Here is a 25,444-nt window from a genome sequence, read left to right as displayed (position 1 = left end):
TTGATATTGATTCATTAATATTAATAATTAAAAATCCTTGCAAAAATTTATTAAGTTTTTGTTGCTATATTTTATTGCGACAACCAATTATTAACTCCATTTGAGTAATGATTCTTATACATAGTTTATGATCTAATTTTTCTTGTTTAATTCGGTTAATTGCTGTAGGAATTTCTCGACTAATATCGATTAAAATATCCGTATCAATTAAAATTTTATTACTCATTGAATTACTACCATTCTTACTCTCTAATTTGTCTTACCCATTCATTGCTATTTTTAATATCTTCTCTATCTTTCCACATTCCGATAAAAGATTCTTGATTTATTTTGTCAGCAATATCTAAATCAATATTTTCTGTTTTTAATGAGGGATAACGTTTTTTTAATAATGCAATAAAATCTAGTAATAATAATTGTAATTCTTCAGGGAAAGTATCGATTTCTGCTTTTATTAAGTCCGCAATAGTCATAAAATACCTCTAATATAATCGATAAATTAATGTAAATACTTTTAAATTCTCATTTAATTCTAAGTCGAAATATTCTGTTAAAATTTCCTCAAAATAGCCGATGGTGAAAATCATTACTTTTGTGAAATGTTGGGTTTCGTTACCTCAACCCAACCTACGATTTTTTGATAAGGATAATCAAAGATTATTTTTCTTTCTCCAGTTTAGTTTCGGCGGTGAGGGCTTGTTGTTGCATTTTCTTGAAAATATTAAAAAAACCATTAGCACGAGATGGAGTTAAACTTACTTGTAATCCCGTTTCTTCAATAAAATCAGGGGTTAAGTTAATCACTTCTAAAGGGGTTAATCCGTTTAAACCTTCGATGAGAAAAGCGACTAATCCTTTGACTAATTGTGCGTCAGAATCTCCTTGATAAAATATCTGATTATCTTCTAAGGTGGAGGTAATATACACTTGAGACACACATCCTAATACTTTATTGGCTTCGGTTTTTTCTTCTTGTGCCATGGGTGCTAATTTTTTGGCATACCAGAGTAATTGTTCATATTTTTGTTTGGGGTTATCACGGCGCTTGAATTTTTCGACTATTTTCTCTAAGTTTTGAGGTCTAGGAGCGGAATTAGTTACCATAAAATTAATAATAATTATCTGAACATTTTGTGATGGCTTTTCGTCTATTGTAATGAATAACTATCGCTAAAGTTGATTAATTATCATGTTTAATTTTGTCCAACCCTTTAAATTGCTATGGTTTTGGGGGATAATCTCGATCGTACTTATACCCTTAAATTCCTTGGCTCAAATCCCCAATAATCAACAAATTAAAGGCACAACGGGAGGAAATAATAATAGTGGCGATTGTGGTTATATTGCTAATCAACCGAATCATATTCTTAATTTAAGTCAACAGGTGTATTCATTAAATATCGTGGTGGAAGCCAGTCAAGGTAAACCCAGTCTTTTAGTTTTAGGACCTTCTGATGGCGATCGCTTTTGTATTCTAGGAGATTCTACTCCGAACAAATACCCAAAAATGGGAGGTGTATGGGCGGCTGGGAAATATCTTATCTATGTGGGGGATGCTCAAGGCAATCAAAACCCTTTCACTTTAAAAATTACCAGTCAATGATTCTGAATCTAAGGGGGAATCGTTTACAATAATATGGAGAATTGAATTTTATTGTACGATCGAAAATTAAAGTTATGACAAAAGTAGAACCAGTAAATATAACAACAAATACAATGGAAGTACCAAAGCAAGGTTTACCTGTCACTATCATTACAGGTTTTTTGGGCAGTGGTAAAACTACTTTACTCAATCACATTTTGCAAAATCAACAGGGTTTAAAAACGGCGGTGTTGGTGAATGAGTTTGGCGAAATCGGTATTGATAATGATTTAATCGTTTCTTCTGATGATGATATGGTAGAGTTGAGCAACGGTTGTATTTGCTGTACTATTAACTCGGATTTAGTGGAAGCAGTATATAAAATTTTAGAAAGAGAAGAAAAAATTGATTATTTAGTAGTAGAAACTACAGGATTAGCCGATCCTTTACCGGTAGCTTTGACTTTTTTAGGTACTGAACTACGAGATATGACGCGCTTAGATTCGATCGTAACCTTAGTGGATTCAGAAAACTTTAGTCTTGATTTGTTTAACAGTGATGCTGCCTATAATCAAATTGCCTACGGAGATATTATTTTACTGAATAAAACCGACTTAGTGGATTCTGCTGATGTGGATTTATTAGAAGTAAAGTTGAGAGATATTAAACAAGATGCAAGAATCATGCGTACTACAAAATCTCAAGTACCTTTACCTTTAATCTTGAGTGTCGGTTTATTTGAGTCTGACAAGTATTTTGAGGAAGATGATTCATCCCATGATCATCATGATCACCATTGTACAGAAGATCACGAACATGATCACAACTGCGGACATGATCACCACGATCACCATGATCATCATCATCACTCCAATCATTTAGAAAATGATGGTTTTATTTCCGTTTCTTTTGTCAGAGATGAGCCTTTTAATATTCGTAAATTACAAAATTTCCTAGACAATGAATTGCCTGTGAATGTTTTTCGTGCTAAAGGTATTTTATGGTTTGAGGAAAGTCCCGATCGACACATATTTCATTTAAGTGGCAAACGATTCACCATTGAAGATGATGTGTGGAAAAAAGGACAAAAGAAGGAAAATAAGTTAGTTTTTATCGGACAAAATATTGATGGCGATCGAATTAAACAACAATTAGAACAATGTTTATGTAATTAGTATTTAACTTATGGTAGGGCGTTGCACTGCCCACCAATTATCAACTATTTCTATGGAAAAATTACAAGGAATAAGGTAGGTAATTGTAAGAATTAACAAAAAAGTAAAGAAGTAGATTAAGATAATTTGATTATAAAAATTTACTATAGATAGAAATAGAGGATTTACAAATGGGTTTCTTCGATCGAGTTTCCGAATCTCAGGATATGGGTATTGATTTGGGAACGGCAAATACATTAATTTATATACCGGGTAAAAATATTGTGTTTGATGAACCATCAATCATTGCCATTGATGATGATACCAATAAAACAATTGCCACGGGAAAAGAAGCACAAAAAATGTTAGGGCGTACTCCCAAAAATGTCAGAACAGTTCGCCCATTAAAAGATGGTGTGATAACCGATGTCAAAGAAACAGAGATGATGCTGAGGGATTTTATCAAAAAAGCGAGGGGGAATAATAACTTAACTCGTTCTCGTATTGTTATTGGAGTACCAAGTGGTATTACGTCTGTGGAAGAAAAAGCCTTAAAAGACGCTATGGAAATATCTGGTGCGATCGATAATATAGACTTTATCGATGAACCTGTAGCCGCCGCCATTGGTGCAGGATTGCCCGTTGATGAGCCGGTAGGTAGCATGATTGTGGATATTGGGGGGGGGACAACGGAAGTCGCCGTATTAAGCCTTCAAGGCATTGTTATCAGTGATTCTGTGAGGATTGCGGGGGATGAGGTGACAGAAGCGATTAAGCGTTATCTCAAACGAACTTACAACCTAATTATAGGAGAAAGAACCGCAGAGCAGATAAAAATGGAAATTGGTTCAGCCTATCCAACGGATAATGATCAAGAAAACATGGAAATTAGGGGGCTTAATATCGTATCTGGACTACCTAAAACCGTTACCATTAGCGTAGAGGAAATCAGAGAATGTATTGCGGATACAGTGGAGTTAATCGTTGATGCCATCAAAAAAATTCTTGAGCAGACACCTCCCGAATTAGCAGGAGATATAATCGATCGAGGTATCATGTTAGCAGGAGGAGGTGCATTACTCAAGGGTTTAGATAGCCTAATTGCCAACGAAACAGGAATTATCACCCATATTGCGCCCAACCCCCTAAAATGTGTGGTTTACGGTACAGGAAAAGTACTTGAAGATTACGATCGACTAGGGCGCACAAGTCGCAAAAAATAATTGAGAATTGTTAATTGTTAATGATTAATTAACCATCCACCAACCAAAAGTTGGTCCGACAAATCGAACGACTACCCATGTCGCCCCTAGCAATCCAATGCCGATCCATGCCCCACGAGTAGTGAATTTAAAAGCATCTTCTGCTTGTGTTTTACTCAAGGGCAACCAAGAAATAAAGCGTTCTTCCTTGCCATAATCTTCTCCTAAACTTTGTTTTCTTCTTTTAGATTCACCCATATTGATTAAATAAAAGTAGTTAATATTGACAATTTAAAGCCTAGTTTACAATAATTTGCATCTCAAAACCAGTAGCTTTTTTGTGTCAGTTTTTTTTGCGAACTTGAATAATATTTGTGAGTAAAAGAAGAAAGAGGTAAAAAATCAGCAAAAAAAGAGAGAATAACTAAAACCCTTTGCGTCTTTGCGTGAGAAAAAATAGCACTAATTGATAACCTTAAAAGTTGCTAAACTAGAATCACTAACACCAGTGATTATTCCTCCTGAATTGCTAATTTCTTCCAAATAAATTAACGCCTCCTCCGTAATAATTTCTCCAGCCATAATTAAAGGAATACCGGGGGGATAAGGACAAATATTTTCAGCACTTACCTGATTAATTGCTAGGTTTTTTGTGACGACTTTTTTCTTAGCAAAAAATGCTTCACGCGGAGACATTTTAAAAATACTTTTACTTTGTTTGATCGTGTTTATTTGATTACTATTCACATTATTTTTTTCATATACTTTTAAAGATTTTAAGCTATTTATTAGTCTTTCAATATCTTGTAAGGTATTGCCGATCGAAATAATAAAAGTAAGATGAGATAATGAGGGTAATTCACAAGTTACCCCGAATTTTTTATCTAATATTGTATCAACTTCAAAACCAGTTAAGCCCAACTTCTGAGCATTAATAGTTAATCTAGTTATATCCAAATCAAAAAAGTTTTCTTGAGGTTCAACTAATTCTAATAAAGACAAATATTCTAATTTTTTAATTTCATTTCTAGCAATTTTTGCTAAGTTTATTGTATTAGTTAATAATGCTTCTCCTTGCAATGCCATTTGTTGCCTAGCAGAATCTAAGGAGGCTAACAAGATATAACTAGGACTAGAAGATTGTACCATCTGCAAACATTGATTAAGTCGATCGACATCGATTAAATTGCCTTGTAAATGAAGCATAGAAGCCTGAGTCATCGCCCCTAAAACCTTATGAGTCGATTCTATGGCTATATCTGCACCACACTGTAAGCTCGATCGAGGTAACTGAGAATGAAAAGAAAAATGTGCGCCATGGGCAGAATCTACTACCAATGGAATGGTAAAATTATGAGTAACATAGGCTATCTCTGTCAAATTTGCACAAATACCATGATAAGTAGGAGACACCACCATTACCGCTTTAACATTATCGTTAGTAGTTAACGCTTCCTCAATTTGAGCCGAAGAAAGAGTATAACATAAATCAAAATCAGGATTATACTCAGGATTGATAAAGATAGGAGTCGCACCAGAGAGAATTAAACCGAAAATCGCTGATTGATGAATATTTCGAGGTAAAATTATCTTATCCCCTTCTCCACAGGTAGCCAAGATAGAAGCAATGATGCCAGAAGTTGAACCATTAGCCAAAAAACGGGTTTCCTGTGCCCCAAAAGCCATAGAAGCGAGAGATTGAGCATCTTTGATAACTCCTTCGGGAGCGAATAAATTATCTAATTCGGGTAACTCAGGTAAATCCATACGGAAGGCTTTTTCTCCCATTAATTCTTTGAATTGTTCACCTATACCTTGACCTTTTTTGTGTCCGGGGGTATAAAATGGAGCATCTTGTTTATTTGCCAATATTTTCAGTTGGGTTAATAGGGGAGTTTCTTCTTGTGAATTATTCATCAATAGGCAGTATTTTATAGTGAATGATTTAGATTATATATCAAAATACAATCAGAAATAAATTTCATGATTAATAGGATAAGTCTCTCTTAGCGATTAAATAGGGGTTGTGCATGGGAAACAGAAAGCTATCTTAAATCTCAAGTTATACAGCATTGTTTTAAATAAAATAAGGTAAAAAATTTTTGTCCATAAAAATTATTTGGTTGTTAAGAAGTATTAAGATTATTAAAGTATCGTTATTATTTATTCGTTATATATCATCATGGCTAGAGATTTACGTCAATTTATCGAATTATTAGAAGAAAAAGGACAACTAAAACGGATTAAAACAGAAGTTGACTCAGATTTAGAAATTGCCGAAATTGCTAATAGAATGTTACAAGCAGGAGGGGCTGGATTATTGTTTGAGAATGTGAAAAATTCCCCTTATCCCATTGCGGTTAACCTTTTGGGTACATTAGAAAGAGTCTGTTGGGCGATGAAAATGGAAAATCCCCAAGAATTAGAAGAATTGGGCAAAAAATTAGGGATGTTGCAACAACCCAAGCCACCGAAAAAAATTGCACAGGCGATCGATTTCGGTAAAGTATTATTTGACGTAGTAAAAGCCAAGCCGAGTAGAGATTATTTTCCCCCTTGTCAACAGGTAGTCATCGAAGACAAAGACTTAGACTTAAACACCTTACCCCTCATTCGTCCTTATCCTAAAGACGCTGGAAAAATCATTACCCTAGGATTAGTCATCACCAAAGATTGTGAAACAGGAACGCCCAATGTAGGAGTTTATCGTTTACAATTACAATCAGATAAAACCATGACAGTCCATTGGTTATCCGTTAGAGGCGGTGCAAGACATCTGAGGAAGGCTAGTTTAATGGGTAAAAAATTAGAAGTTGCGATCGCGCTGGGAGTTGATCCTTTAATTATATTGGCGGCGGCAACTCCTATCCCCGTTGACTTATCGGAGTGGTTATTTGCAGGGTTATATGGTGGAGAAGGAGTAAAACTGGCAAAGTGTAAAACCCTTGATTTAGAAGTACCCGCCGACTCAGAATTTGTCTTAGAAGGTACAATTACCCCCGGCGAGGTGCTACCTGATGGCCCTTTTGGAGATCACATGGGTTATTATGGTGGAGTGGAAGATTCTCCCCTAATTCGTTTCCACTGCATGACACACCGCAAAAACCCTATCTATCTTACCACCTTTAGCGGTCGTCCCCCCAAAGAAGAAGCCATGATGGCGATCGCCCTTAACCGTATTTATACTCCTATTTTGCGTCAACAAGTATCAGAAATTACGGACTTTTTCTTACCGATGGAAGCATTAAGCTATAAAGCCGCCGTAATCTCCATAGATAAAGCATACCCCGGACAGGCAAAACGTGCCGCTATGGCTTTTTGGAGTGCGCTACCTCAATTCACCTATACTAAATTTGTGATTATTGTTGACAAAGAAATCAACATTCGTGATCCTCGTCAAGTAGTTTGGGCAATTACATCAAAAGTTGATCCTGTCAGAGACGTATTTATTTTACCAGAGACTCCTTTTGATACCCTTGATTTTGCTAGTGAGAAAATCGGCTTAGGCGGTAGAATGGCGATCGATGCCACCACAAAAGTATATCCTGAAACAGATCACGAATGGGGAGAAGTGCTCGAATCCGATGAGGAAATAGGAAAAAAAGTCACGGAAAAATGGGCAGAGTACGGCTTAGGAGAACTAAACTTAGGAGAAGTTAACCCCAATCTATTTGGTTATGAAATGGGAAATTCCATTAAATAGGGTTTGCTGAATAAATCACACAAAAACAAATACCATTAAAGAGGTTTTCTCGTAAAAGAAGATATATTATCTACAGTAATATATCCTTTTTCAAATTGAGGAAACCCTCCCCCCATACTTGTCCTAATTACATTCATCAATCCGGGTTGCTCATAAAAAATACCAGCATTACTGTTATTACCAATTACGTTATAGCTATTTGCCCAAACCCCACCATAAAAATTTGTCTTTTCAGGACTAACAAAATTATTTATAGTAAACTTAGGGTCTGGATTTAAAATTAGATTACCATCGGCTACTGCATTTTCTAAACGAAGGTTTGAACAACCATTTCCTCCTCCATTAATTCCTATATTTGCTTTAGGTGCATGAATGAAAGCCATAGTACAAGAGTTTCCACCAAATAACCAATTTTCATCCGATGTTGAATTGCCATAAATTCTCACTTGTCCGGGTTTCGGAGCACCATTTAAGACTCCACTTCCTGATAGTTTAATATCATCATTACCTGTTTGCTCCACAGTACCAGAAATATAGATGCGATATTCAACAGTGGGGTCTGTCAAGGTTATACTACTTTTTGTTAAATTGTCAATTTGATAATAATAAACACTTTTAGTAGTGTTGTCAACATCAATAGTATTTTTAGTATCTTCAGTTCTCGGTAAATTGATATTATCGGTAACATCTCCCAAAGAAATAGGTGTAATTCCTAAAGGAATAGCAGGAATCGGAGGAATTGTCATACTCCCTACTAAGATTTTCGTTATGGCTGGATTACTTCCATCTTTAAGAATACTATGTACTACTGCCTTATTATCACTACCACCGATGGCAGTTTTTAACTGAGAAGAAGTCGGACTGGTTTGACTTGGTAAACAAGTTATCGGACACAATGCTGGATTAGTACAAATTATCCCTGAAGTAATGGCATCAGATTGTCTTAAGTTGATTTGATTTGCTATTAAAGCAGTGTCAAAACCAGGATCATTTGTTAAGGTGACAGGAAAAGAAACTTCTATTCTTGATTTTGTCTTAATATTTTTATCTAATTCACCCTCTATTAATAACCGTCCAATTCCTGTTTCTCCGTTGCTGGTGTCAGTTATCTTTTGATAACGGTATGCTAAAAATTGATACTTTCCAGAAGATGAGCCTTCTCCAATAGATACTTTATTCCTTTGTACACTACCATTAGAACTATTTACTGTTAAGACATTTAAACTATCAGTAGCCTCACGAGCGGTAGGATTAGCACAAGAATTTGGACTAGGAGGGGATAATTGTAATTCTTCCGAAGTTCCTAAAGTCCATTTATTTTTAGAGCCATCAGTTGATAAATAACTGTCAGGATCAAAATTTCTCAATAGGAGAGGACGAGTTGTTGGCTTTGTTAATTGTGCCATTAAATTAGACACTCCTGATTCAGTAATCGCTAATACTTGTTTTGTTTGTTCATCGGAGGCTGTATTAGTTTTATTTTGACTAGCTTTTACTATGGCTAAGGTTGCTCCACCAAGAGCAATCAAACCTAGGGCAACCCCTGTTACAAGGGTTGTACCTATTTCTTTTTGTTCACTGCATAACCATAATGATCGCATAACATAAGAAGTGAAATTATTTTTTGGGAAAGATTTGGGATTGTTTAACATGACATTTACCTCCGAGTAGTGGGGGGGATTATCAGGTGAATAATAGAATAATAACTGAGTAGGCAAAATTAATTATATGTTTACTTTATGAAAGGCACTCATGCAAAAGGCAAGAGGCAACAAAGATGTCAGTTATTTTAATTAATTTTAAAATTCACAATCTATTTTGCATAAGTACTTATAAGAGCTTTTTATTATCAAGATTTATCAAGATTCGATCGAAAAATAAAAATTGATAAAATAAAGGCATAAATATGACACAATTATAAATGTTAATGAATCTAAATCAAATTTAAGTTTAAATCTATGACATTACAATTAGGGGATGTAGTTCCTAACTTTACTCAAAACTCCAGTATCGGAGAAATTAACTTTTATGATTGGGCAGGAGATAGCTGGGTAGTTCTTTTTTCCCACCCGGCTGACTATACCCCCGTTTGTACTACCGAATTAGGTACTGTTGCTAGTTTACAGCCAGAATTTCAACAACGCAATGTCAAAACTATCGCCCTTAGTGTTGATGGAGTAGAATCCCATAAAGGTTGGATTAACGACATTAACGAAACTCAAAAAACCACCGTTAACTATCCTATTCTTGCGGATGACGATCGAAAAGTTGCTGATTTATACGGGATGATTCATCCGAATTCTTTAAATAATCTTACCATTAGAAGTGTATTTGTTATTGACCCTAATAAAAAATTACGTTTAACCATCACCTACCCTGCTAGTACAGGACGCAACTTTGATGAAATTTTAAGAGTTATTGATTCATTACAATTAACTGACTATCATCAAGTGGCAACCCCAGCTAACTGGAAAGACGGAGGAGATTGTGTGGTTGTGCCTTCGATTTCTACCCCCGAAGCCATGGAGAAGTTTCCAAAAGGAGTAACAGAGGTTAAGCCTTATTTACGCTTTACTCCTCAACCCAATAAGTAGGGATTAAGTGAACTACCATACACCAAATCAAAGATTATGATGTAGGCAAACAACCCAGAAACTAGCGTAGTAGTAGATTTCTTACGTCATCTAGTAGGGGCATAAGGCCTTATGCCCCTACTACTTACAGTTTGACTAATTCTCCATTTCTTCTTTTCCACTGCATTAATTCCTGATTCCTTTATAAAACTTGAGCCCTTAACCACGCAACGGGTAAATAAAGCATTTTATTAGGGGTTGGTACAAATGCACGATAATTAAACACATCATAGTTATTTTTAGCAATGACATCTAAAATCCCCTGATACAACATTAAAGCAGACCACACGGGCCAACGTCCATCAGGATTTAAGGCTTTTATTCCCCTTTCAGCGTCTTCGTAATATTGTTTAGCTCGATCGATCTGAAATTGCATTAAACTATACCATCGATCGTCAATGACTCCATTAAATAAATCTTCTTCGTTATAGTTAAACCTTGCTAAATCTTCAAGGGGGAGATAAATGCGATTTCTACCTCTGTCTTCACCCACATCTCTGAGGATATTCGTTAATTGATTAGCAATGCCAAGAGCGATAGCTTCTTCTTCAGGAATATAAACCGATTTTTGATACCAAGGAGCATTCAAATAAGTTTCATCAACTCCCAATACAGCAGAGGACATCAATCCTACCGTCCCGGCTACTCGATAGCAATAAAGTTTTAATTCTTCAAAAGTCTCATAACGATTACGGTATAAATCCATCCGTTGCCCCGCAATCATATCCCTAAAAGGTTGAATATCCATGGGAAAACGCTTAAGAGTATCCACCAATGCCACATCAGGATCATCGATCGGTTGCCCAGCGAATACTGACTCTAATTGTTGTTCCCATAAATCAAGGGTTTCAGGGGTAGTAAACTTGGCTTGAGGACCATCTACTAATTCATCGGTACGACGACACCATACATATATCGCCCAAATAGCACTTCGTTTCTCTTTAGGCATCAACAATGTACCCAAATAGAAAGTTTTAGAATACTTTGCCGTCACCTGACGACAGTATTCATAAGATTCTTCTGGGGTGGCTAAAGGTTGTTTAGGTTGTAATTTTTTATGCAGTTGCAGCATTCATCCCTGCTGAATAATAGCTAAATATAAGTTTAAAAATAAGAATAATGACGATTCTATAGTATTGTCTCACTTTCTGAGCAATTTTCATCACGAAAATAGTTAACCTTTCAAATTTTTTTATTCTGTCATTGCGAGGTACGAAGCAATCCCTTTTGAGATGGCTTCAGGAAATCAGGAAGTTTAATCAAAATTTTGAGATAAACAATCCCTCGCCATGACAATAAGGTTTTTCTACACAAGAGCTGGTTCTTTTGCTGTACTAACAGGATAATCTTGAGTAATTACTTGAGCAGAACGTTTGCCCGATAAAACCGCTCCTTCCATACTGCCTAAATATTCTTGCATGGTGAAATCTCCCGCTAAATAAAAATTAGCAATGGGAGTTTTTTGAGAAGGGCGATAGGCTTGTCTGCCGGGGGTGGCTTTGTAAACCGATCGAGGGGTTTTAACTACATGAGATTTTAAAAGTTGTGCTTGATTATCTCCTGTAAAGTGTTGAGGGAATAATTTTCTTAACTCCTCTATGGTGGCTTCGATGATTTCCTCGTCAGACTTTGTAATCCAATCATGCGCGGGGGCTAAGACTAACTCTAACATCGATCGATCTGGATTACTGTATTCTTTGCAAGTGTTACTCATGTCAGCATAAACACTTAATAAGGGCGATCGAGAGAACAATAAATGATCAATATCGGTAAGTTTTCGATCGAACCATAAATGAAGATTAATCACGGGTACACCCTCTAAACCTTCTAACTTTTGGAAAAAAGGCATTTCCTTCCATGAAGGAGGTAACATCACTTTCAAAGGATCAACAGGCATGGCACTAACATAAGCATCCGCCGTAAAAACTTCATCCTCCGCACCATTTAAACCACGCAATAAAAAGCCTTTAACGCTTCCATCCTCATTTAACAAAATTTCCTTTAAAGGAGCATTTAAACGCACTTCTCCCCCTCTTTGGGTGATATAATCCACAATGGGTTCACATAATCTTTCCGTGGGTGAACCATCTAAAAACGCCATTTTTGAACCATTTTTTTCCTGTAGGAAGCGATTTAAAGCCGTTAAGAGAATAGTAGCGGAAATCTCATCAGGGTTAATGAAGTTCAATGCCTTCGACATAGCGATAAAAACTTCCTTCTCGACTCTAGGGGGAATGTTTTGTTTTGCTATCCATTCAGACCAAGAATATTGATCCATGTCCTCCACATACTTTTGTCCTTGGACAATGGCAGGTAACAACCCTAAACCAAACTTAATTTTTTCTCCCCAAGTTAACATATCATTATTACGCAAAATGGCAATCAACCCATTAATAGGAGCAGGAAGATCAGGAAAATCAAACCGTGAATAAGTACCGGGTTTGTCGGGTTGATTAAAAATCATAGTGTGTTCTTTCCACTGCAAACGATCTTCAATACCTAATTCATGGAATAACTGCAACATATTGGGGTATGCACCAAAAAAGATATGAAGCCCTGTTTCGTACCAGTCTCCATCTTCGTCTTTCCATGCGGCAACTTTTCCCCCTAAAACATCACGTCTTTCAAGGACAATAGGGGTATGTCCAGCATCTGCTAAATATTTTGCACAAGAAAGCCCTGCTAATCCTGCACCTGCTATGGCAATTCGCATCTATTTTTTACTCATTTACATTTTTTTCTCTTTATCATTTTAATCTTAATGCTTCACATTTCGTTACATTTTTTTAAGATTTTTTCATTAAACTGTTGAGGTTACATGAACTAAAGTTCGATCGAACTGCTATTTATTTATGAATATTTAATGATTTTATCACCGTAGAACAGGCATCTTGCCTGTATTTTTGAAGATGTCTAATAAAAATTCTGTGGAGTAGGGAAGGAGATGTAAAAAAATTAGATTAAATTAAGATTCTCAGGAAACCAATTAGAATCTAATAATTGTTGTAAATTATAAGGACATTGAACAGGAAAATTTTTTTGTTTAAACCAGTTTTAATCATCACATATTTAACTGATTTTTGATAAATATTCTCTTTTTCTTTATCAAGATGTCTGCGTAAATTAGTAGTCATATCAGTATCTAATTCGTCACGAAAATTAGTTATTTCTGCTCCCCTGTGACGATGATTTATCCTTTCTTTTTCCCAATATTCAATTAACAATAAATGAATAATAATTTGTTTTAAATAACTTTCTCCACTTCGTTTAATATCTCTAAGCAAATTCCTTAAGACTTCCTCTAAGTGATCCCAATCTAAATCAGTCAAATTTCTTTATTTTATTTGCTCTAAAGTGTTCTCATGCCACGCTAAATAATCTTCATTATATAAATCTTTTAAGCTAGTTTTCGTTAAAGATTGCATAACATTTTACCCCTGAACAGTCATAACTTTTCTTCAAATCTAACACTGAAAGGGGTTGAATATTACTCAACCCCTACGAATTTAATTTTAATCAATTCCTTATTTCTGAAGAGCGATCGAGCTTACCACAGGAGTATTTACTTGGGCAATCTCTGTATAAGTTTGACGAATTTCAGCATTCACCGCAACGGTTTTCACGTCATAGAGTTGCGTTGCTAGTTTTGGATATAATCCCACACTGATAATTAAGGCGAGGAAACAAGCGGCGATAAATACTTCCCTTGGTTTTGCGTCTTCATATACTGCTTGACTAGGTAAAACACAACTTGTACCAAAACATACTGCTGGATCGTTGTCGAAGTTTTCTTTTTCTTCAGTATCGCCAATGATACACATTTGCACTTTGTCAGTACCGTAAAATAGTTGTCTTAACATCGACAGTAAATAGATAGGAGTCACAATTAAACCTACGGCACTTAGAAACACTGTTGCTGTACGAAAGGTTGAATCATAGACATCGCTATTACTAAAACCGACAAATACCGCTAATTCACTGACAAATCCACTCATACCGGGTAAGGCTAGAGAAGCCATTGCACCAGCTGTAAATAGTGCGAAAACTTTGGGCATGGCTTTGCCGATGTCTCCCATTTCATCTAAGAACATGGTATGAGTTCGATCGTACGTCACCCCTGCAAGGAAGAATAAGAGGGCGGCAATTAAACCATGAGACAACATTTGCAACATCGCGCCACTGATACCTAAATCAGTAAAAGAAGCGATACCAATTAATACAAAACCCATGTGAGACACGGAAGAATAAGCGAGACGGCGTTTCATGTTGGTTTGACCAAAAGAGGCAAAACCGCCGTAAACTATGTTCACAACCCCTAAAATCACGAGGACTGGAGCAAAATAAACATGGGCTTCGGGTAATAAGCCTAAATTGAGTCGAATTAAGCCATAACCTCCCATTTTTAACAAAACTCCTGCCAAAATCATGGATACAGGAGAGGAGGCTTCACCGTGCGCGTCAGGCAACCATGTATGAAGGGGAAAAACTGCCAATTTCACACCGAAGGCAATTAATAAACCTCCATAGAGTAAGACTTCTAAACCGATGGGATATTCTTTTAATCCTAATGCCACCATATCGAAGGTGATTTCTCCACCGCCGTATAATGCCATTCCTAAACCTGCAACGAGAATAAATATAGACGCTAAGGCTGTATAAAGTAAAAATTTTGTGGCGGCGTAACGTCTTTTTTGTCCACCCCAAATGGATACTAATAAATAGACAGGAACTAATTCTAATTCCCACATGATGAATAATAATAAAATATCTTGAGCAACAAATACCCCAATTTGTGCCGAGTATAACAGTAACATTAAAAAGTAAAATAAACGGGGTTTTCGATCGACTTGCCAAGCAGAAAACATCGATAAAGTCGTCACTAAACCTGCCAATAACACCAGAGGCATGGATAAACCATCTACAGATACACTCCAACTTAAACCCAATTCAGGAATCCAAGGATATTGCTCTACAAGTTGCAAACTGGCGCTAGTTGTATCGTAATGTTGCCAGAAAACGTAACACATTAATATAAAATCTATCAATCCGACTCCTAAAGCATACCATCTAAGGGTTTTACCCTCTTTATCTGGTACTAAGGGAATAAACAGTGCCGCCACCAAGGGGAAGGCGATTATTGCGGTAAGCCAAGGAAATTGATCCGCTATCATAGTCTTTTTATATAAGATTTAATTTTTAGTGTGACTATCTTACTATATTTTGTTAACTTTTGTTACGATTTTTTTGCTTAAATACTATTTAATTAAATTTTCACACCTATAAAATATGTTTAACTTTGATCCCACTTTCGTTTTTATACTAATGCTACTTCATTGTTTGATCGGTCTTACGGCAGCCATCGTTGCTGACACTAAAGGGAATTCATTTTTACTCTGGTTAATTATTGGTATGATTGGCGGTACTTTTGGGCTGATTGCTTCTTTGAGGAGCGAAAGAAAAGTGGTAAATTAATTTGGCACTGTACAACTGAAGGCAAGAGGCAACAGATAAAAATTTTTTCTGGAAAACTCCATTAATTCTCAATTTTCAATGCTCAATTCTCAATTAATTTACTGAGTCTTTATCTAAAAAAAATAGCTCGATCGAAACAAAATCGTATAACCTTAAAATTATAGAGAGTATGGAAAATAAATATGACCCAAGAAACCACCTCCGAATTATTTTGTACCCCTACTATTAAAGTAGAAGACGATCGTACTGGCATGAGTCCAGAAACCCTCAAACGGGCTTTTTTAGATAACCTTTTCTATATTCAAGGTATCGATCGAACCCAAGCATCCAATTACGATTATTATGTAGCCTTAGCTTATACTATTCGAGATCGGTTATTACATCGTTTCTTGAGAACTACGGAGACTTACAAAAAAAATACCCAAAGCAAATTAGTTTGTTATTTTTCCGCCGAATTTTTGATGGGTAGATATTTAGGTAATAACTTAGTCAATCTTGATATTTACGAAGAAATTGAAAAAGTTATCGCTGAATTAGGCTTAGATTTAAACGAATTAATTGAGCAAGAACCCGATCCGGGCTTAGGAAACGGCGGTTTAGGGCGATTAGCGGCCTGTTTCCTCGATTCTTTAGCTAGTTTGGAAATTCCTGCTGTTGGTTACGGTATTCGCTACGAATTTGGCATCTTTTTCCAACTTTTACGAGATGGTTGGCAAGGAGAAATGCCCGATAACTGGTTACGTTTTGGCAACCCTTGGGAATTACCTCGCCCCGATGAAACAGTACCTGTGAAATTAGGCGGTTATACTCAAGGCTATTATGACAGTAAAGGACATTATCGTGTTTCATGGATACCCGATCGAACCGTTCTGGCTATTCCCCATGATACTCCAGTACCGGGTTATAAAACCAATACCGTTAATCCCCTTCGTCTTTGGAAAGCAGAAGCTAGTGAGGAGTTTAACTTTGAGGCTTTCAACGCTGGTAACTACGATCGAGCCGTTGAAGAAAAAATCAACTCTGAGACTATCTCCAAAGTACTCTATCCCAATGATAACACCCCAGCAGGAAAAGAATTAAGACTCGCTCAACAATTCTTCTTTGTTTCGGCATCCTTACAAGACTTAATCCGTATTCACCTACGCAATAACAAAAATCTCGACAATTTCCATGAAAGGGTAGCCATTCAACTTAATGATACTCACCCCGCCATTGCCGTGGCTGAATTGATGCGCTTGTTTGTGGATGAACATGGTTTAGACTGGGATCGATCGTGGTATATTACCCAAAAAACCCTTTCTTATACTAACCATACCCTCTTACCCGAAGCCTTAGAAACATGGGATGTTAGCTTATTTGAAAAACTCCTGCCTCGTCACTTAGAAATCATCTACGAAATTAACCATCATTTCCTTGAAGATGTGCGCACATGGTATCCGGGTAATGAAGATTTACTCACCGCCGTATCCATTATTGGAGAAGGTAACGGTAAAAAAGTTCGTATGGCAAATTTAGCTTGTGTTGGTAGTCACGCTATTAATGGAGTAGCCGCCTTACATACTCAACTCTTAAAACAAGAGACTCTCAACGCTTTTGCCTTCCTGTGGCCCGAAAAATTCTATAATAAAACCAATGGAGTCACTCCTCGCCGTTGGATGGTATTAAGTAATCCTAAGTTAGCACAACTCATCACCTCAAAAATTGGGGAAGGTTGGGTAAAAGATTTAAGCCAAATTCAACAAATCGAGAAATATGTAGATGATCCAGATTTTTGTCGTCAATGGCGTGACATCAAACAAGCAAATAAACAGAGATTAGCTGATTATATCTTTAAACAACGCGCGATCGAAGTTGATGTTAACTCTATTTTCGATGTCTTAGTCAAACGGATTCATGAATATAAACGCCAACACCTAGACGTTTTAAACATCATTACCCTTTATAATCGCATCAAACGTGATCCAGATTTACATATTGCACCACAAACCTTCATTTTTGGTGGCAAAGCCGCTCCCGGTTACTTTATGGCAAAATTGATCATCAAATTAATTAATAGTGTTGCAGATGTAGTCAATAAAGACCCAGACATCAGAGGACGTTTAAAAGTGGTATTTTTACCTAACTTTAACGTTTCTTTAGGACAAAAAATTTATCCTGCGGCTGATGTATCCGAACAAATTTCTACCGCAGGAAAAGAGGCATCAGGTACAGGTAATATGAAATTTGCCATGAATGGTGCGTTAACTATTGGTACTTTAGACGGTGCAAACATCGAAATTCGGGAAGAAGCTGGGGAAGAAAATTTCTTCTTATTTGGTTTAACTGCCGAAGAAGTTGCTCAAACTAAAGCTCATGGTTACAACCCTCGACATTACTATGAAAATAATGCTGAGTTAAAAGAGGTAATCGATCGAATTGCTAGTGGTTATTTCAGTCACGGTGATACTGAAATGTTTAAACCCATTGTGGACTCTCTCTTATACGATGATCAATATATGCTTTTAGCTGATTATCATTCCTATGTGGAGTGTCATAAACAAGTTGCCATGGCTTATCAAGATCAAGAAAAATGGACTAAAATGTCTATTTTAAACAGCGCTCGTATGGCTAAGTTTTCTAGCGATCGTACCATCACTGAATATTGTAACGAAATTTGGAATGTTAAACCAGTACAAATCGAGTTAGATGATTACCAAGGGTAATTAAAAATATAGACATCCTCAGAAAATATTTCTTGAAGATGTCTAATTTTCAATTTTGCTAATATGGAGTAAGTGAACTTTTATCAATAAACGAATTTTATGAGTTGGCGCAATACCACCGACGGGAAAGACAAAATTTTTGGTGCATTAGTCTATCTATTTCCTCTTTATTCGGCTTTACAATTTGGGGCTTATTTATTTGCACAAATTCCTTTTCTAAAATTACTAGCTATTCCTCTAACCCCTTTAATCATTATTAATCAGATTCCTTTTGGTGGTTTTATTCTCTTCATCATTTTATATTCTGCGGTGGTGAGAAATTCCCGTATTAGTCATTTTATTCGTTTCAATACCATGCAATCTATTCTCATGGAAATTCTCTTAATTTTAATTAGTTTAGTCGTTAATGTTTTTGCAGGAGGATTAGGAGGCGGATTACTAATAGAAACTATTTTTAATACTATTTTCCTCGGCACTTTAATTGGTTGTATTTATGGTATGGTTCAGTCCGTATCTGGTAAATATCCTGACATTCCCCTTATTTCCGAAGCGGCTTCGGGGCAAGTGCCTTGGTAATATTCCCGTAGGAGAGAGGAGAAAGGAGACAGGATATAGGAAGACTCCGAAGACAGGAAAAATATCTAGGCGTTGCCTCATAGTATTTTGGTGCTGGGAAGGTGTTAGGTATTAGGTTAAGGAATGAAAAATCAAAGTTTTGAGATAAGAAATAAAAAAAATGTCCTCAGATTAGCTCGTTGGAGATGTCCTTATATTTCAACTTCAATTAGGTAGTTGCCTCAATTTGATTAGTTAGTTTACCAATGCTTTCAATTTCTACTGTTACTGTATTTCCTACGGTTAAGGGGGCAACACCTTCGGGAGTACCTGTTAAAATGACATCTCCGGGTAACAAAGTCATAATTTGAGAGATATAAGCCACTAATTCTTCTGGAGAAAATACCATACTCGATACTAAAGCAGACTGTTTGGGATTTTTTACATCTTCGTTGATAAATGTTTGTAATCTCGCTTCTGATGTTAATTCTCGCACAATCCAAGGACCTAGGGGGCAAAAAGTGTCAAATCCTTTGGCTCTTGTCCACTGTCCGTCTTTTTTCTGCAAATCCCTAGCTGTTACGTCATTAGCGATCGTATATCCCCAAATCTTATTTTTCGCTTCTTCGATCGTACAATTTTTAGTGCGATCGCCGATAATTAAAGCCAATTCCCCTTCAAAATCAACCCTTTGAGACTGTTTAGGATAGATAATTTTTTGTTCATGGGGAATAATAGCAGAAGGAGGCTTAAGAAAAATTAAAGGCTCTTTTGGTACTTCTCCCCCCATTTCTGCGGCATGAGCTGCATAATTTTTGCCCACAGCGACAATTTTAGAGGGGGAGCAAGGGGCTAATAATTGATATTGCGAATCTTCTAATATTTGCTCTGTTACTTTCCCATTCAACCAAGGGGGAGCATCTAAAACTTCTACTGTGCGATTTAGTTGTAATCTACCATAGTATATCTGTCCTGTGGTAGTTTTTACCCTCACATAACGTTGTGCCATAATACCAATTTCTTTAAGAATATTCAATAATTTTGCAATAATTTCTTTTTCTGCTATAAATATATAAGCACTATTATCAAAAAGTATCAATGAGTTTTACTTTAAAAATAGTGTAAAATCAAAAAACCTTGCTTCTTGGGTTCACGGGAAGCCTTTTTAGTCCAAAAGGAGAAAAATACAGATGATTAACACTTACGAAATGATGTTTATTTTGCGTCCTGATTTAACCCATGACCAAGTAAACAAACAGTTACACAAATACCGTGATTTACTCAAACAAAATGGTGCCCAAAAAGTATCTATGGAAGTTTGGGGGAAACGCCGTTTAGCATATCAAATTCTCAAATTTCAAGATGGTATCTACATTTTGACTCATTATACTGGAGATGGTTCTCAAGTAGCTATTATTGAAAGAGATATGCGTTTAAGTGAAAATGTAATTCGTTATCTTACTATCAAACTTGATAAAGGTTTTGAGTTTGAAGAAAAAGATATTCCTGAATTACAAGGAACTCCTGTTATTGCTCCCATCGAACAACCTCAAGTTTCTACCCCCGTAGAGGTGGCTGAATCTGTGGAGGAAACTTCTTCTACTGAAGAAACTCCAGAGGAAGAAACTGTTGCCGTATAAAAACGTTTAAGGAATAATTGCTTGATCACTAAAGGTAAGGGTTGGCGTATCGGATGGAAAGAATCTGCTCCAGTTTATCAGGGTTTAATTGGCGGTGAAGACTGGGCGATCGAACTTACTACCAAAGAAATGCGAGATTTTCGCCATCTTCTCTTACAAATTGATCAAGCAGTTACAGATATAAGTGAACATCTCATGGAAGAAGAAACCATCGTCTGTGAGGTGGAAAGTGATTTAATCTGGTTGGGGGCTCAAGGATATTTCGATCGATATTCCCTGAGAATTATTCTTTTACAGGGGAGAGGATGTGAAGGTACTTGGGATGAAAGCGTCATTCAAGAGCTAATTCAAGCCTCCCAATCCTTAGAACTATTTTAGGTTAGGTTGACAAAAAAGATTATTATTGCTATAATAGATAATCGTGATTGACGGGGCGTAGCGCAGCTTGGTAGCGCACCACTTTGGGGTAGTGGGGGTCGTGGGTTCAAATCCCGCCGCTCCGATACACTGTATCGCTTATTTTTATTACGGTTCAGTTCTTTCTCTTTTAATAATTAGAATAATTGATGCAAATTTGATGCAAAAATCCTAAATTTATGAATTTTGAGTTTTTGTATCATGTGTTTAAAAATTTATTACTCAGTAGGTATGTTGTTAAAGTGAAATGTAAACATAAACTTTTACGCTCAAATCAAGGAAAAGGATCATATTCTGTCTAAAATTGTCTGTTTTGTCTGTGATTACGTTGTAATAATGCCTTAATCCGTTACTATATAAAGATTCCAAAACACAGACATAAAAACAGACACCTAAAAAACAAAAATGCTTAAAACCCTTGTTTTAAAAGAGTTAAAAGCATCTTTTTTAAACACAGACAATCTGTCTGTTTTTACTTTTTACCTATTTTTCTATAAACTATATTTCAATATCTTGTATTTATATATTGAAAATAAGTTACATTACCTTGATTCGGATACCTTTTTTAGTGGGTATTTGTTGAGCTTTACCTAATTCCACTAGGGATAATAGTAATTCGTTAATCTCAGTTATGGGAAAGGTTTTAAACTCTCTGATATAATCTCTTACCATTGATGCTGTAATTTCACCTTTTTTGTGTGCTAATTCAAGAATTTTCAGTAATTGGCTATTAAGTAAATTTTCTTGGCATTTGGTAACGATATAAGCAAAATGTCTCAGGTAATAATTTCCTAATGCGATCGCCCTTGCCATAATCTCAGAGTTAATGATTATTTCATTAGTAATAAAATCTGAACTAATCATAGAATGAAGATAATGCAATACACCAGCAAACTTAATTACATCACTCTCAATTTTGCTATGCTTATTTTCTAATTGTGGTAAGGATAAATCTTGTAAATTATCCATAACTCCATGTTGCCACTGTCTAAACATTTCATAGGCTTGATCGTCTATCAGTAAGTCACTTTGAATATCTACTTTTAACAATAAGTCAATGATATTTCTGTTAACCTCATAGAAACCATTATCATCTTGAGTTCTTTGAGAAAGTTTACCCAAAGGCATTTTACCCGCCCAAATAATCCACCTTGCACTAACACCAGTTAAATCATGCTCATTGTTAAGGATTTCTTTTAATGCCACTTCTTGAATAGTTCCTGTTACACTAATAGCAGTTCTTTCAAGAAAATAGTTATTTTCTTCACTAGCACGGGTTTTGATCAAAGGCTTTCCTTCATATAGTTCTAAATCCCTTTGAATGTCATCACCATTATAAAATTTATTCATTCTTTTGAAATACCCTGCTAACTCATCAACAAAACAAAGTAAACCTTTAGGGTTTTCATAGTGAATTTTGATTAGACCATCAAACGTACTATCTTGAGTTAAAGTTCTTTTTTGAACTGGTTTAGGAGTTTGTTTTTTTGCTTCATCAGTTAATTCTTGCCATGCTTGTAATTCTTTCTTGTATTGGTGATAGTAGTCAACATTAATATCTTGTAATGGATCGACCGCTAGTCTTGCAGTAGGACTCTTTTTATGACCACTTCTTGCCACAATCATAGAGCGGATAATAAACGGCACAATATAACGAGTTTTTGGATTAACAATTATTCTTGACCTTGTACCAATAACCGAAGCTAAAACTGGTAATAAAATGGTAATAATAGCATCAGGATTAGTTGGTATTTCCTTTGCTGTATCTTTAATTAAATCTGATAATAAATCCCCAAAAATATAATTCAAGTCTAATTGCTCATTAGGTACATTAATTAAGTCGTCTAAATTAGATTTAACACTGTCTAGTTCAATAGTTTTATTTTCTCGTTCTATTTTAGCTTTAATCGCTTGTACAAGTGAGCTAGGGGATACTTTATATTGTGAAGAAAATTGACCTATTTCTAAGTATCTTTGAGATTCTGTAATCTCAGGTTTTGCTAATTTATTAACTAATTGTTCATACAAAAAAGGGACGTTATTTTCATTAATATCATCCCTTGATTGTTCATAAGTTTTTGAAAGTATTTTTACATTACGTTTTAAGTTTTCTCTCATCCATTGAGATTGATTAAAACCGTTGTTTTTGGCAAGGTAAAATAATGTACCAATTCCCACTTTATAGCCTTTGAAACTATCCCATTTTTTCTCTAATCCTTTACCATCATATTTAGCACTGGTACTACTCCATTTATCCCAAATATCAAAGTCAAGTCCATGATTGTACAATGCCATACCGATCGTTACCCAAGTCTCATAATCATCACTAGGAATATAAGACAACGCCGTTTCAATCATTCTCAATTCATCTTGAGGTGATAATTCATTATCCTTGATAAAGATTAAACAAGCATTGAGTAAATCGTAAGATTCTTGTAAGGATAAACAACGGGGAGGTATTTCTTTAATCCATTTGTAATAACCTGTTTCAGGATGTACGGAGGGAGGTAAAACACTTGCAAAACCTTGATAACGTATCTCAAGGTGATCACCATTGATAGCGCTATAGCTTTTATATTTGGTTAAGTCATATTTACCGATATGTTGCCATAAAGATAAGTGTTCATTTGGTATCTGATATGCAATCTGATAATGACCTTTTTTGCCACTTGACCAACACATACTATCTTGATTAAGTGACCATGAACCAATACCTTTAGCGACTTGATCGGCGCTATCACCATCAAAATCTATGGCAACAATACCGAAGCCGTTAAATTCACCTGTCAATAATCCATAACCATTAGCTTTACCGATGCTTAATTGTTTTTGGCAATATTCATAAGATTTGCCTTTTTGCCATGATTTCTCATAGTACTCTTTATTACGACATACAGCAAAACAAGAAGAACTGTAAAGTTTTTTGAGGGAAAAACCTTGATTTTTTGGTATCATATACTTATTAGATTTTTAATTTGCTATTAAGAGTGTTTGCACCACTCATAAAAACATTATAGCTAAAAAGCAGTTAAGGGACTGCGAACAATCCCTTAAATTATTATTGCTTGTATTTGCCCTTCATAGTAAGGGTTTTTTTATTGTTAATTGTTAACATATCAAACTCCTTTATTGTGAAGGTTACTTTGATCCATTATATCAGTACATAATACTAAATTACCAGTATTTGAAAACCTAAAATTTAATCGATTAGTATTGTGTATTTTGACGAGTAATTTTGACCAGTTAACTTGACACAAAGTCACTTAGTCCTCTGCTCAGGATATAGCGTTTCAGTTATTTTACTATCTAATTAAAATCGTCTTTTTCCTTTTATTTATAAGGCTTTTATCGTAACGCTATAGCGTTTTGCAATCCTAAAATAGGATATAAACTTTATAACAACTTGTTAACTAATTTACTGGTAAATTTTACTCATTATTCAAATTGAATAGTCAACAATGAGCGATTAATTTATAAGTCTAACTTTTCTAATGGACATTTTCTTAGGCAATATCCCCAAATACGATCTTTAGCAATCTCTCTTTGAGTCTTTGGAACTTGGTTAAGTAAACTTTCTAAGCTAGATTGACTAAAATAAAAAACTTCATCAGCACAATTACTATCATAAAGATATGAATCTGTATCTTTATATTTTTCTTTATTTGCACACTTGATAAAAGTGTTATAGCTTTTTAAGTAATGTACAATACGTTTAATGTTTTCATTGAAATTTTGATAATCAGTAATAATACTGTCTATATAAGACTGAGTAAGGGTTTTAAAGTCCATATAACCTTTTTTCCTTAAATCAATATTAGAATCTTTATTACTTCTAAAACTTAGATTATATTTTTTTGATATTTGATAATTAACGTTATTTTTTAGATCAAGCTCATTTAATCTAAATATGACTAATTTATTCAGAACATCATCTAATTTAAGATCATTATTCCATAAGTACCAAGATAAATATTTTAAATTCCATAACCGATCGCCTAAATAATATTCTATAGTTTTGACTTTACCAGTACCACCTAACTTCTTAGAATCTCTTTTGGCGATCACCCAATAATATTTATTTTCACCCCTAATACTTTTTTTCTTAAAATATCCCATAATCTGCTATTGTACCCCTACATTTTTATCTATTAATCATAATATCAATTCTGCGATACCTAGAAGCGATTTTAAGAAGTCCTAAAAATAAAGATAGGGTAGTATCAAAATACCTTAAGAATTTAGAACAGACTCATTAAATAGATATTCTCTAATTTGACCTTATTTTGCTCATTTACCTATATATACACACTCACTGATTAATTATAAGCATAATAGGAGTTACATAGAAAATAAGCGTATATATCCTCAATTCATTATTTATCAG

General features: G+C 35.3%; 22 protein-coding genes and 1 tRNA gene. 10 read left to right on the top strand and 13 right to left on the bottom strand.

What is annotated here, in order from left to right; all coding sequences use genetic code 11:
* Positions 1-64: 64 nt before the first annotated feature.
* The 3 genes from SYN6308_RS25655 to SYN6308_RS18165 form a co-directional block, all read right to left on the bottom strand.
* A complete protein-coding gene (locus SYN6308_RS25655) occupies positions 65-226 on the bottom strand; it encodes a hypothetical protein (protein WP_017295877.1) in 162 nt (53 codons plus the stop codon).
* A 16-nt stretch (positions 227-242) separates the two neighbouring features.
* Positions 243-473 carry a hypothetical protein gene (locus tag SYN6308_RS18175; RefSeq protein WP_017295876.1) on the bottom strand — a complete coding sequence of 77 codons (231 nt, stop codon included), beginning with the start codon at positions 471-473 and terminating at the stop codon, positions 243-245.
* Positions 474-657: 184 nt separating this feature from the next.
* Positions 658-1,104 (bottom strand): SufE family protein, encoded by a 447-nt coding sequence (locus tag SYN6308_RS18165; protein ID WP_017295874.1) that lies wholly within the window; start codon positions 1,102-1,104, stop codon positions 658-660.
* 85 nt (positions 1,105-1,189) lie between these two features.
* On the opposite strand from SYN6308_RS18165, the gene SYN6308_RS18160 reads away from it, so the two are divergent.
* From SYN6308_RS18160 to mreB, 3 genes are all read left to right on the top strand, one after another.
* Positions 1,190-1,603 (top strand): hypothetical protein, encoded by a 414-nt coding sequence (locus SYN6308_RS18160; RefSeq protein ID WP_017295873.1) that lies wholly within the window; start codon positions 1,190-1,192, stop codon positions 1,601-1,603.
* 74 nt (positions 1,604-1,677) lie between these two features.
* Positions 1,678-2,757 (top strand): CobW family GTP-binding protein, encoded by a 1,080-nt coding sequence (locus SYN6308_RS18155; RefSeq protein ID WP_017295872.1) that lies wholly within the window; start codon positions 1,678-1,680, stop codon positions 2,755-2,757.
* A 170-nt stretch (positions 2,758-2,927) separates the two neighbouring features.
* A complete protein-coding gene (gene mreB, locus SYN6308_RS18150; RefSeq protein ID WP_017295871.1) occupies positions 2,928-3,959 on the top strand; it encodes a rod shape-determining protein in 1,032 nt (343 codons plus the stop codon).
* A 24-nt stretch (positions 3,960-3,983) separates the two neighbouring features.
* Here mreB and SYN6308_RS18145 read toward each other — a convergent pair whose 3' ends face one another.
* Both SYN6308_RS18145 and SYN6308_RS18140 read right to left on the bottom strand, forming a co-directional pair.
* Positions 3,984-4,196, bottom strand: a complete 213-nt coding sequence (locus SYN6308_RS18145) for a DUF2839 domain-containing protein (protein WP_017295870.1) — start codon at positions 4,194-4,196, stop codon at positions 3,984-3,986.
* Between the two features lie 204 nt (positions 4,197-4,400).
* The gene (locus SYN6308_RS18140) at positions 4,401-5,855 is read right to left on the bottom strand and encodes an aminotransferase class I/II-fold pyridoxal phosphate-dependent enzyme (protein ID WP_017295869.1); all 1,455 of its coding nucleotides are present in this window, start codon (positions 5,853-5,855) and stop codon (positions 4,401-4,403) included.
* A gap of 265 nt (positions 5,856-6,120) precedes the next feature.
* On the opposite strand from SYN6308_RS18140, the gene SYN6308_RS18135 reads away from it, so the two are divergent.
* A complete protein-coding gene (locus SYN6308_RS18135) occupies positions 6,121-7,641 on the top strand; it encodes a UbiD family decarboxylase (RefSeq protein WP_017295868.1) in 1,521 nt (506 codons plus the stop codon).
* Between the two features lie 35 nt (positions 7,642-7,676).
* On the opposite strand, the gene SYN6308_RS18130 is transcribed toward SYN6308_RS18135, so the two are convergent.
* A complete protein-coding gene (locus SYN6308_RS18130; protein WP_017295867.1) occupies positions 7,677-9,293 on the bottom strand; it encodes a hypothetical protein in 1,617 nt (538 codons plus the stop codon).
* A gap of 306 nt (positions 9,294-9,599) precedes the next feature.
* Between SYN6308_RS18130 and SYN6308_RS18125 the strand changes: the two genes are divergently transcribed.
* On the top strand, positions 9,600-10,235 hold the full coding sequence (locus SYN6308_RS18125) for a peroxiredoxin (protein ID WP_017295866.1): 636 nt from the start codon (positions 9,600-9,602) through the stop codon (positions 10,233-10,235).
* Between the two features lie 181 nt (positions 10,236-10,416).
* On the opposite strand, the gene crtB is transcribed toward SYN6308_RS18125, so the two are convergent.
* The 4 genes from crtB to SYN6308_RS18105 form a co-directional block, all read right to left on the bottom strand.
* On the bottom strand, positions 10,417-11,346 hold the full coding sequence (crtB, locus tag SYN6308_RS18120; protein WP_017295865.1) for a 15-cis-phytoene synthase CrtB: 930 nt from the start codon (positions 11,344-11,346) through the stop codon (positions 10,417-10,419).
* Positions 11,347-11,580: 234 nt separating this feature from the next.
* The gene (gene pds / locus SYN6308_RS18115) at positions 11,581-12,987 is read right to left on the bottom strand and encodes a 15-cis-phytoene desaturase (RefSeq protein ID WP_017295864.1); all 1,407 of its coding nucleotides are present in this window, start codon (positions 12,985-12,987) and stop codon (positions 11,581-11,583) included.
* 280 nt (positions 12,988-13,267) lie between these two features.
* Entirely contained in the window at positions 13,268-13,603 is a 336-nt protein-coding gene (locus SYN6308_RS22965) for a DUF29 family protein (RefSeq protein ID WP_052312618.1), read from the bottom strand.
* A 195-nt stretch (positions 13,604-13,798) separates the two neighbouring features.
* Complete coding sequence (locus SYN6308_RS18105; RefSeq protein WP_017295863.1) at positions 13,799-15,445, bottom strand: NAD(P)H-quinone oxidoreductase subunit 4; 1,647 nt, start codon at positions 15,443-15,445, stop codon at positions 13,799-13,801.
* A 483-nt stretch (positions 15,446-15,928) separates the two neighbouring features.
* Here SYN6308_RS18105 and SYN6308_RS18095 point away from each other — a divergent pair, with 483 nt between their 5' ends.
* Together SYN6308_RS18095 and SYN6308_RS18090 are read left to right on the top strand one after the other, a co-directional pair.
* Positions 15,929-18,448, top strand: coding sequence for a glycogen/starch/alpha-glucan phosphorylase (locus SYN6308_RS18095; protein ID WP_017295861.1), 2,520 nt, complete (start codon positions 15,929-15,931; stop codon positions 18,446-18,448).
* A gap of 99 nt (positions 18,449-18,547) precedes the next feature.
* A complete protein-coding gene (locus SYN6308_RS18090; protein ID WP_017295860.1) occupies positions 18,548-19,024 on the top strand; it encodes a Tic20 family protein in 477 nt (158 codons plus the stop codon).
* A 208-nt stretch (positions 19,025-19,232) separates the two neighbouring features.
* Here the strand turns inward: SYN6308_RS18090 and SYN6308_RS18085 are convergent, their stop codons facing one another.
* Positions 19,233-20,012, bottom strand: coding sequence for a fumarylacetoacetate hydrolase family protein (locus tag SYN6308_RS18085; protein WP_026102153.1), 780 nt, complete (start codon positions 20,010-20,012; stop codon positions 19,233-19,235).
* 181 nt (positions 20,013-20,193) lie between these two features.
* Here SYN6308_RS18085 and rpsF point away from each other — a divergent pair, with 181 nt between their 5' ends.
* The 3 genes from rpsF to SYN6308_RS18070 all read left to right on the top strand — a co-directional run bounded on the left by rpsF (position 20,194) and on the right by SYN6308_RS18070 (position 21,146).
* On the top strand, positions 20,194-20,643 hold the full coding sequence (rpsF, locus tag SYN6308_RS18080) for a 30S ribosomal protein S6 (protein ID WP_040466890.1): 450 nt from the start codon (positions 20,194-20,196) through the stop codon (positions 20,641-20,643).
* A gap of 21 nt (positions 20,644-20,664) precedes the next feature.
* Complete coding sequence (locus SYN6308_RS18075; protein WP_017295857.1) at positions 20,665-21,021, top strand: DUF1818 family protein; 357 nt, start codon at positions 20,665-20,667, stop codon at positions 21,019-21,021.
* 51 nt (positions 21,022-21,072) lie between these two features.
* A tRNA-Pro gene (locus tag SYN6308_RS18070) sits at positions 21,073-21,146 on the top strand.
* Positions 21,147-21,597: 451 nt separating this feature from the next.
* On the opposite strand, the gene SYN6308_RS18065 is transcribed toward SYN6308_RS18070, so the two are convergent.
* Together SYN6308_RS18065 and SYN6308_RS18060 are read right to left on the bottom strand one after the other, a co-directional pair.
* Entirely contained in the window at positions 21,598-24,015 is a 2,418-nt protein-coding gene (locus SYN6308_RS18065) for a DUF3987 domain-containing protein (protein WP_017295856.1), read from the bottom strand.
* Between the two features lie 516 nt (positions 24,016-24,531).
* Entirely contained in the window at positions 24,532-25,176 is a 645-nt protein-coding gene (locus SYN6308_RS18060; RefSeq protein ID WP_017295855.1) for a hypothetical protein, read from the bottom strand.
* Positions 25,177-25,444 lie beyond the last annotated feature (268 nt).

The organism is Geminocystis herdmanii PCC 6308, assembly GCF_000332235.1.
GTDB lineage: Bacteria > Cyanobacteriota > Cyanobacteriia > Cyanobacteriales > Cyanobacteriaceae > Geminocystis > Geminocystis herdmanii.
Note: the sequence above shows the minus strand (reverse complement) of the source record. Positions and strands in the feature narration are given on the sequence as shown.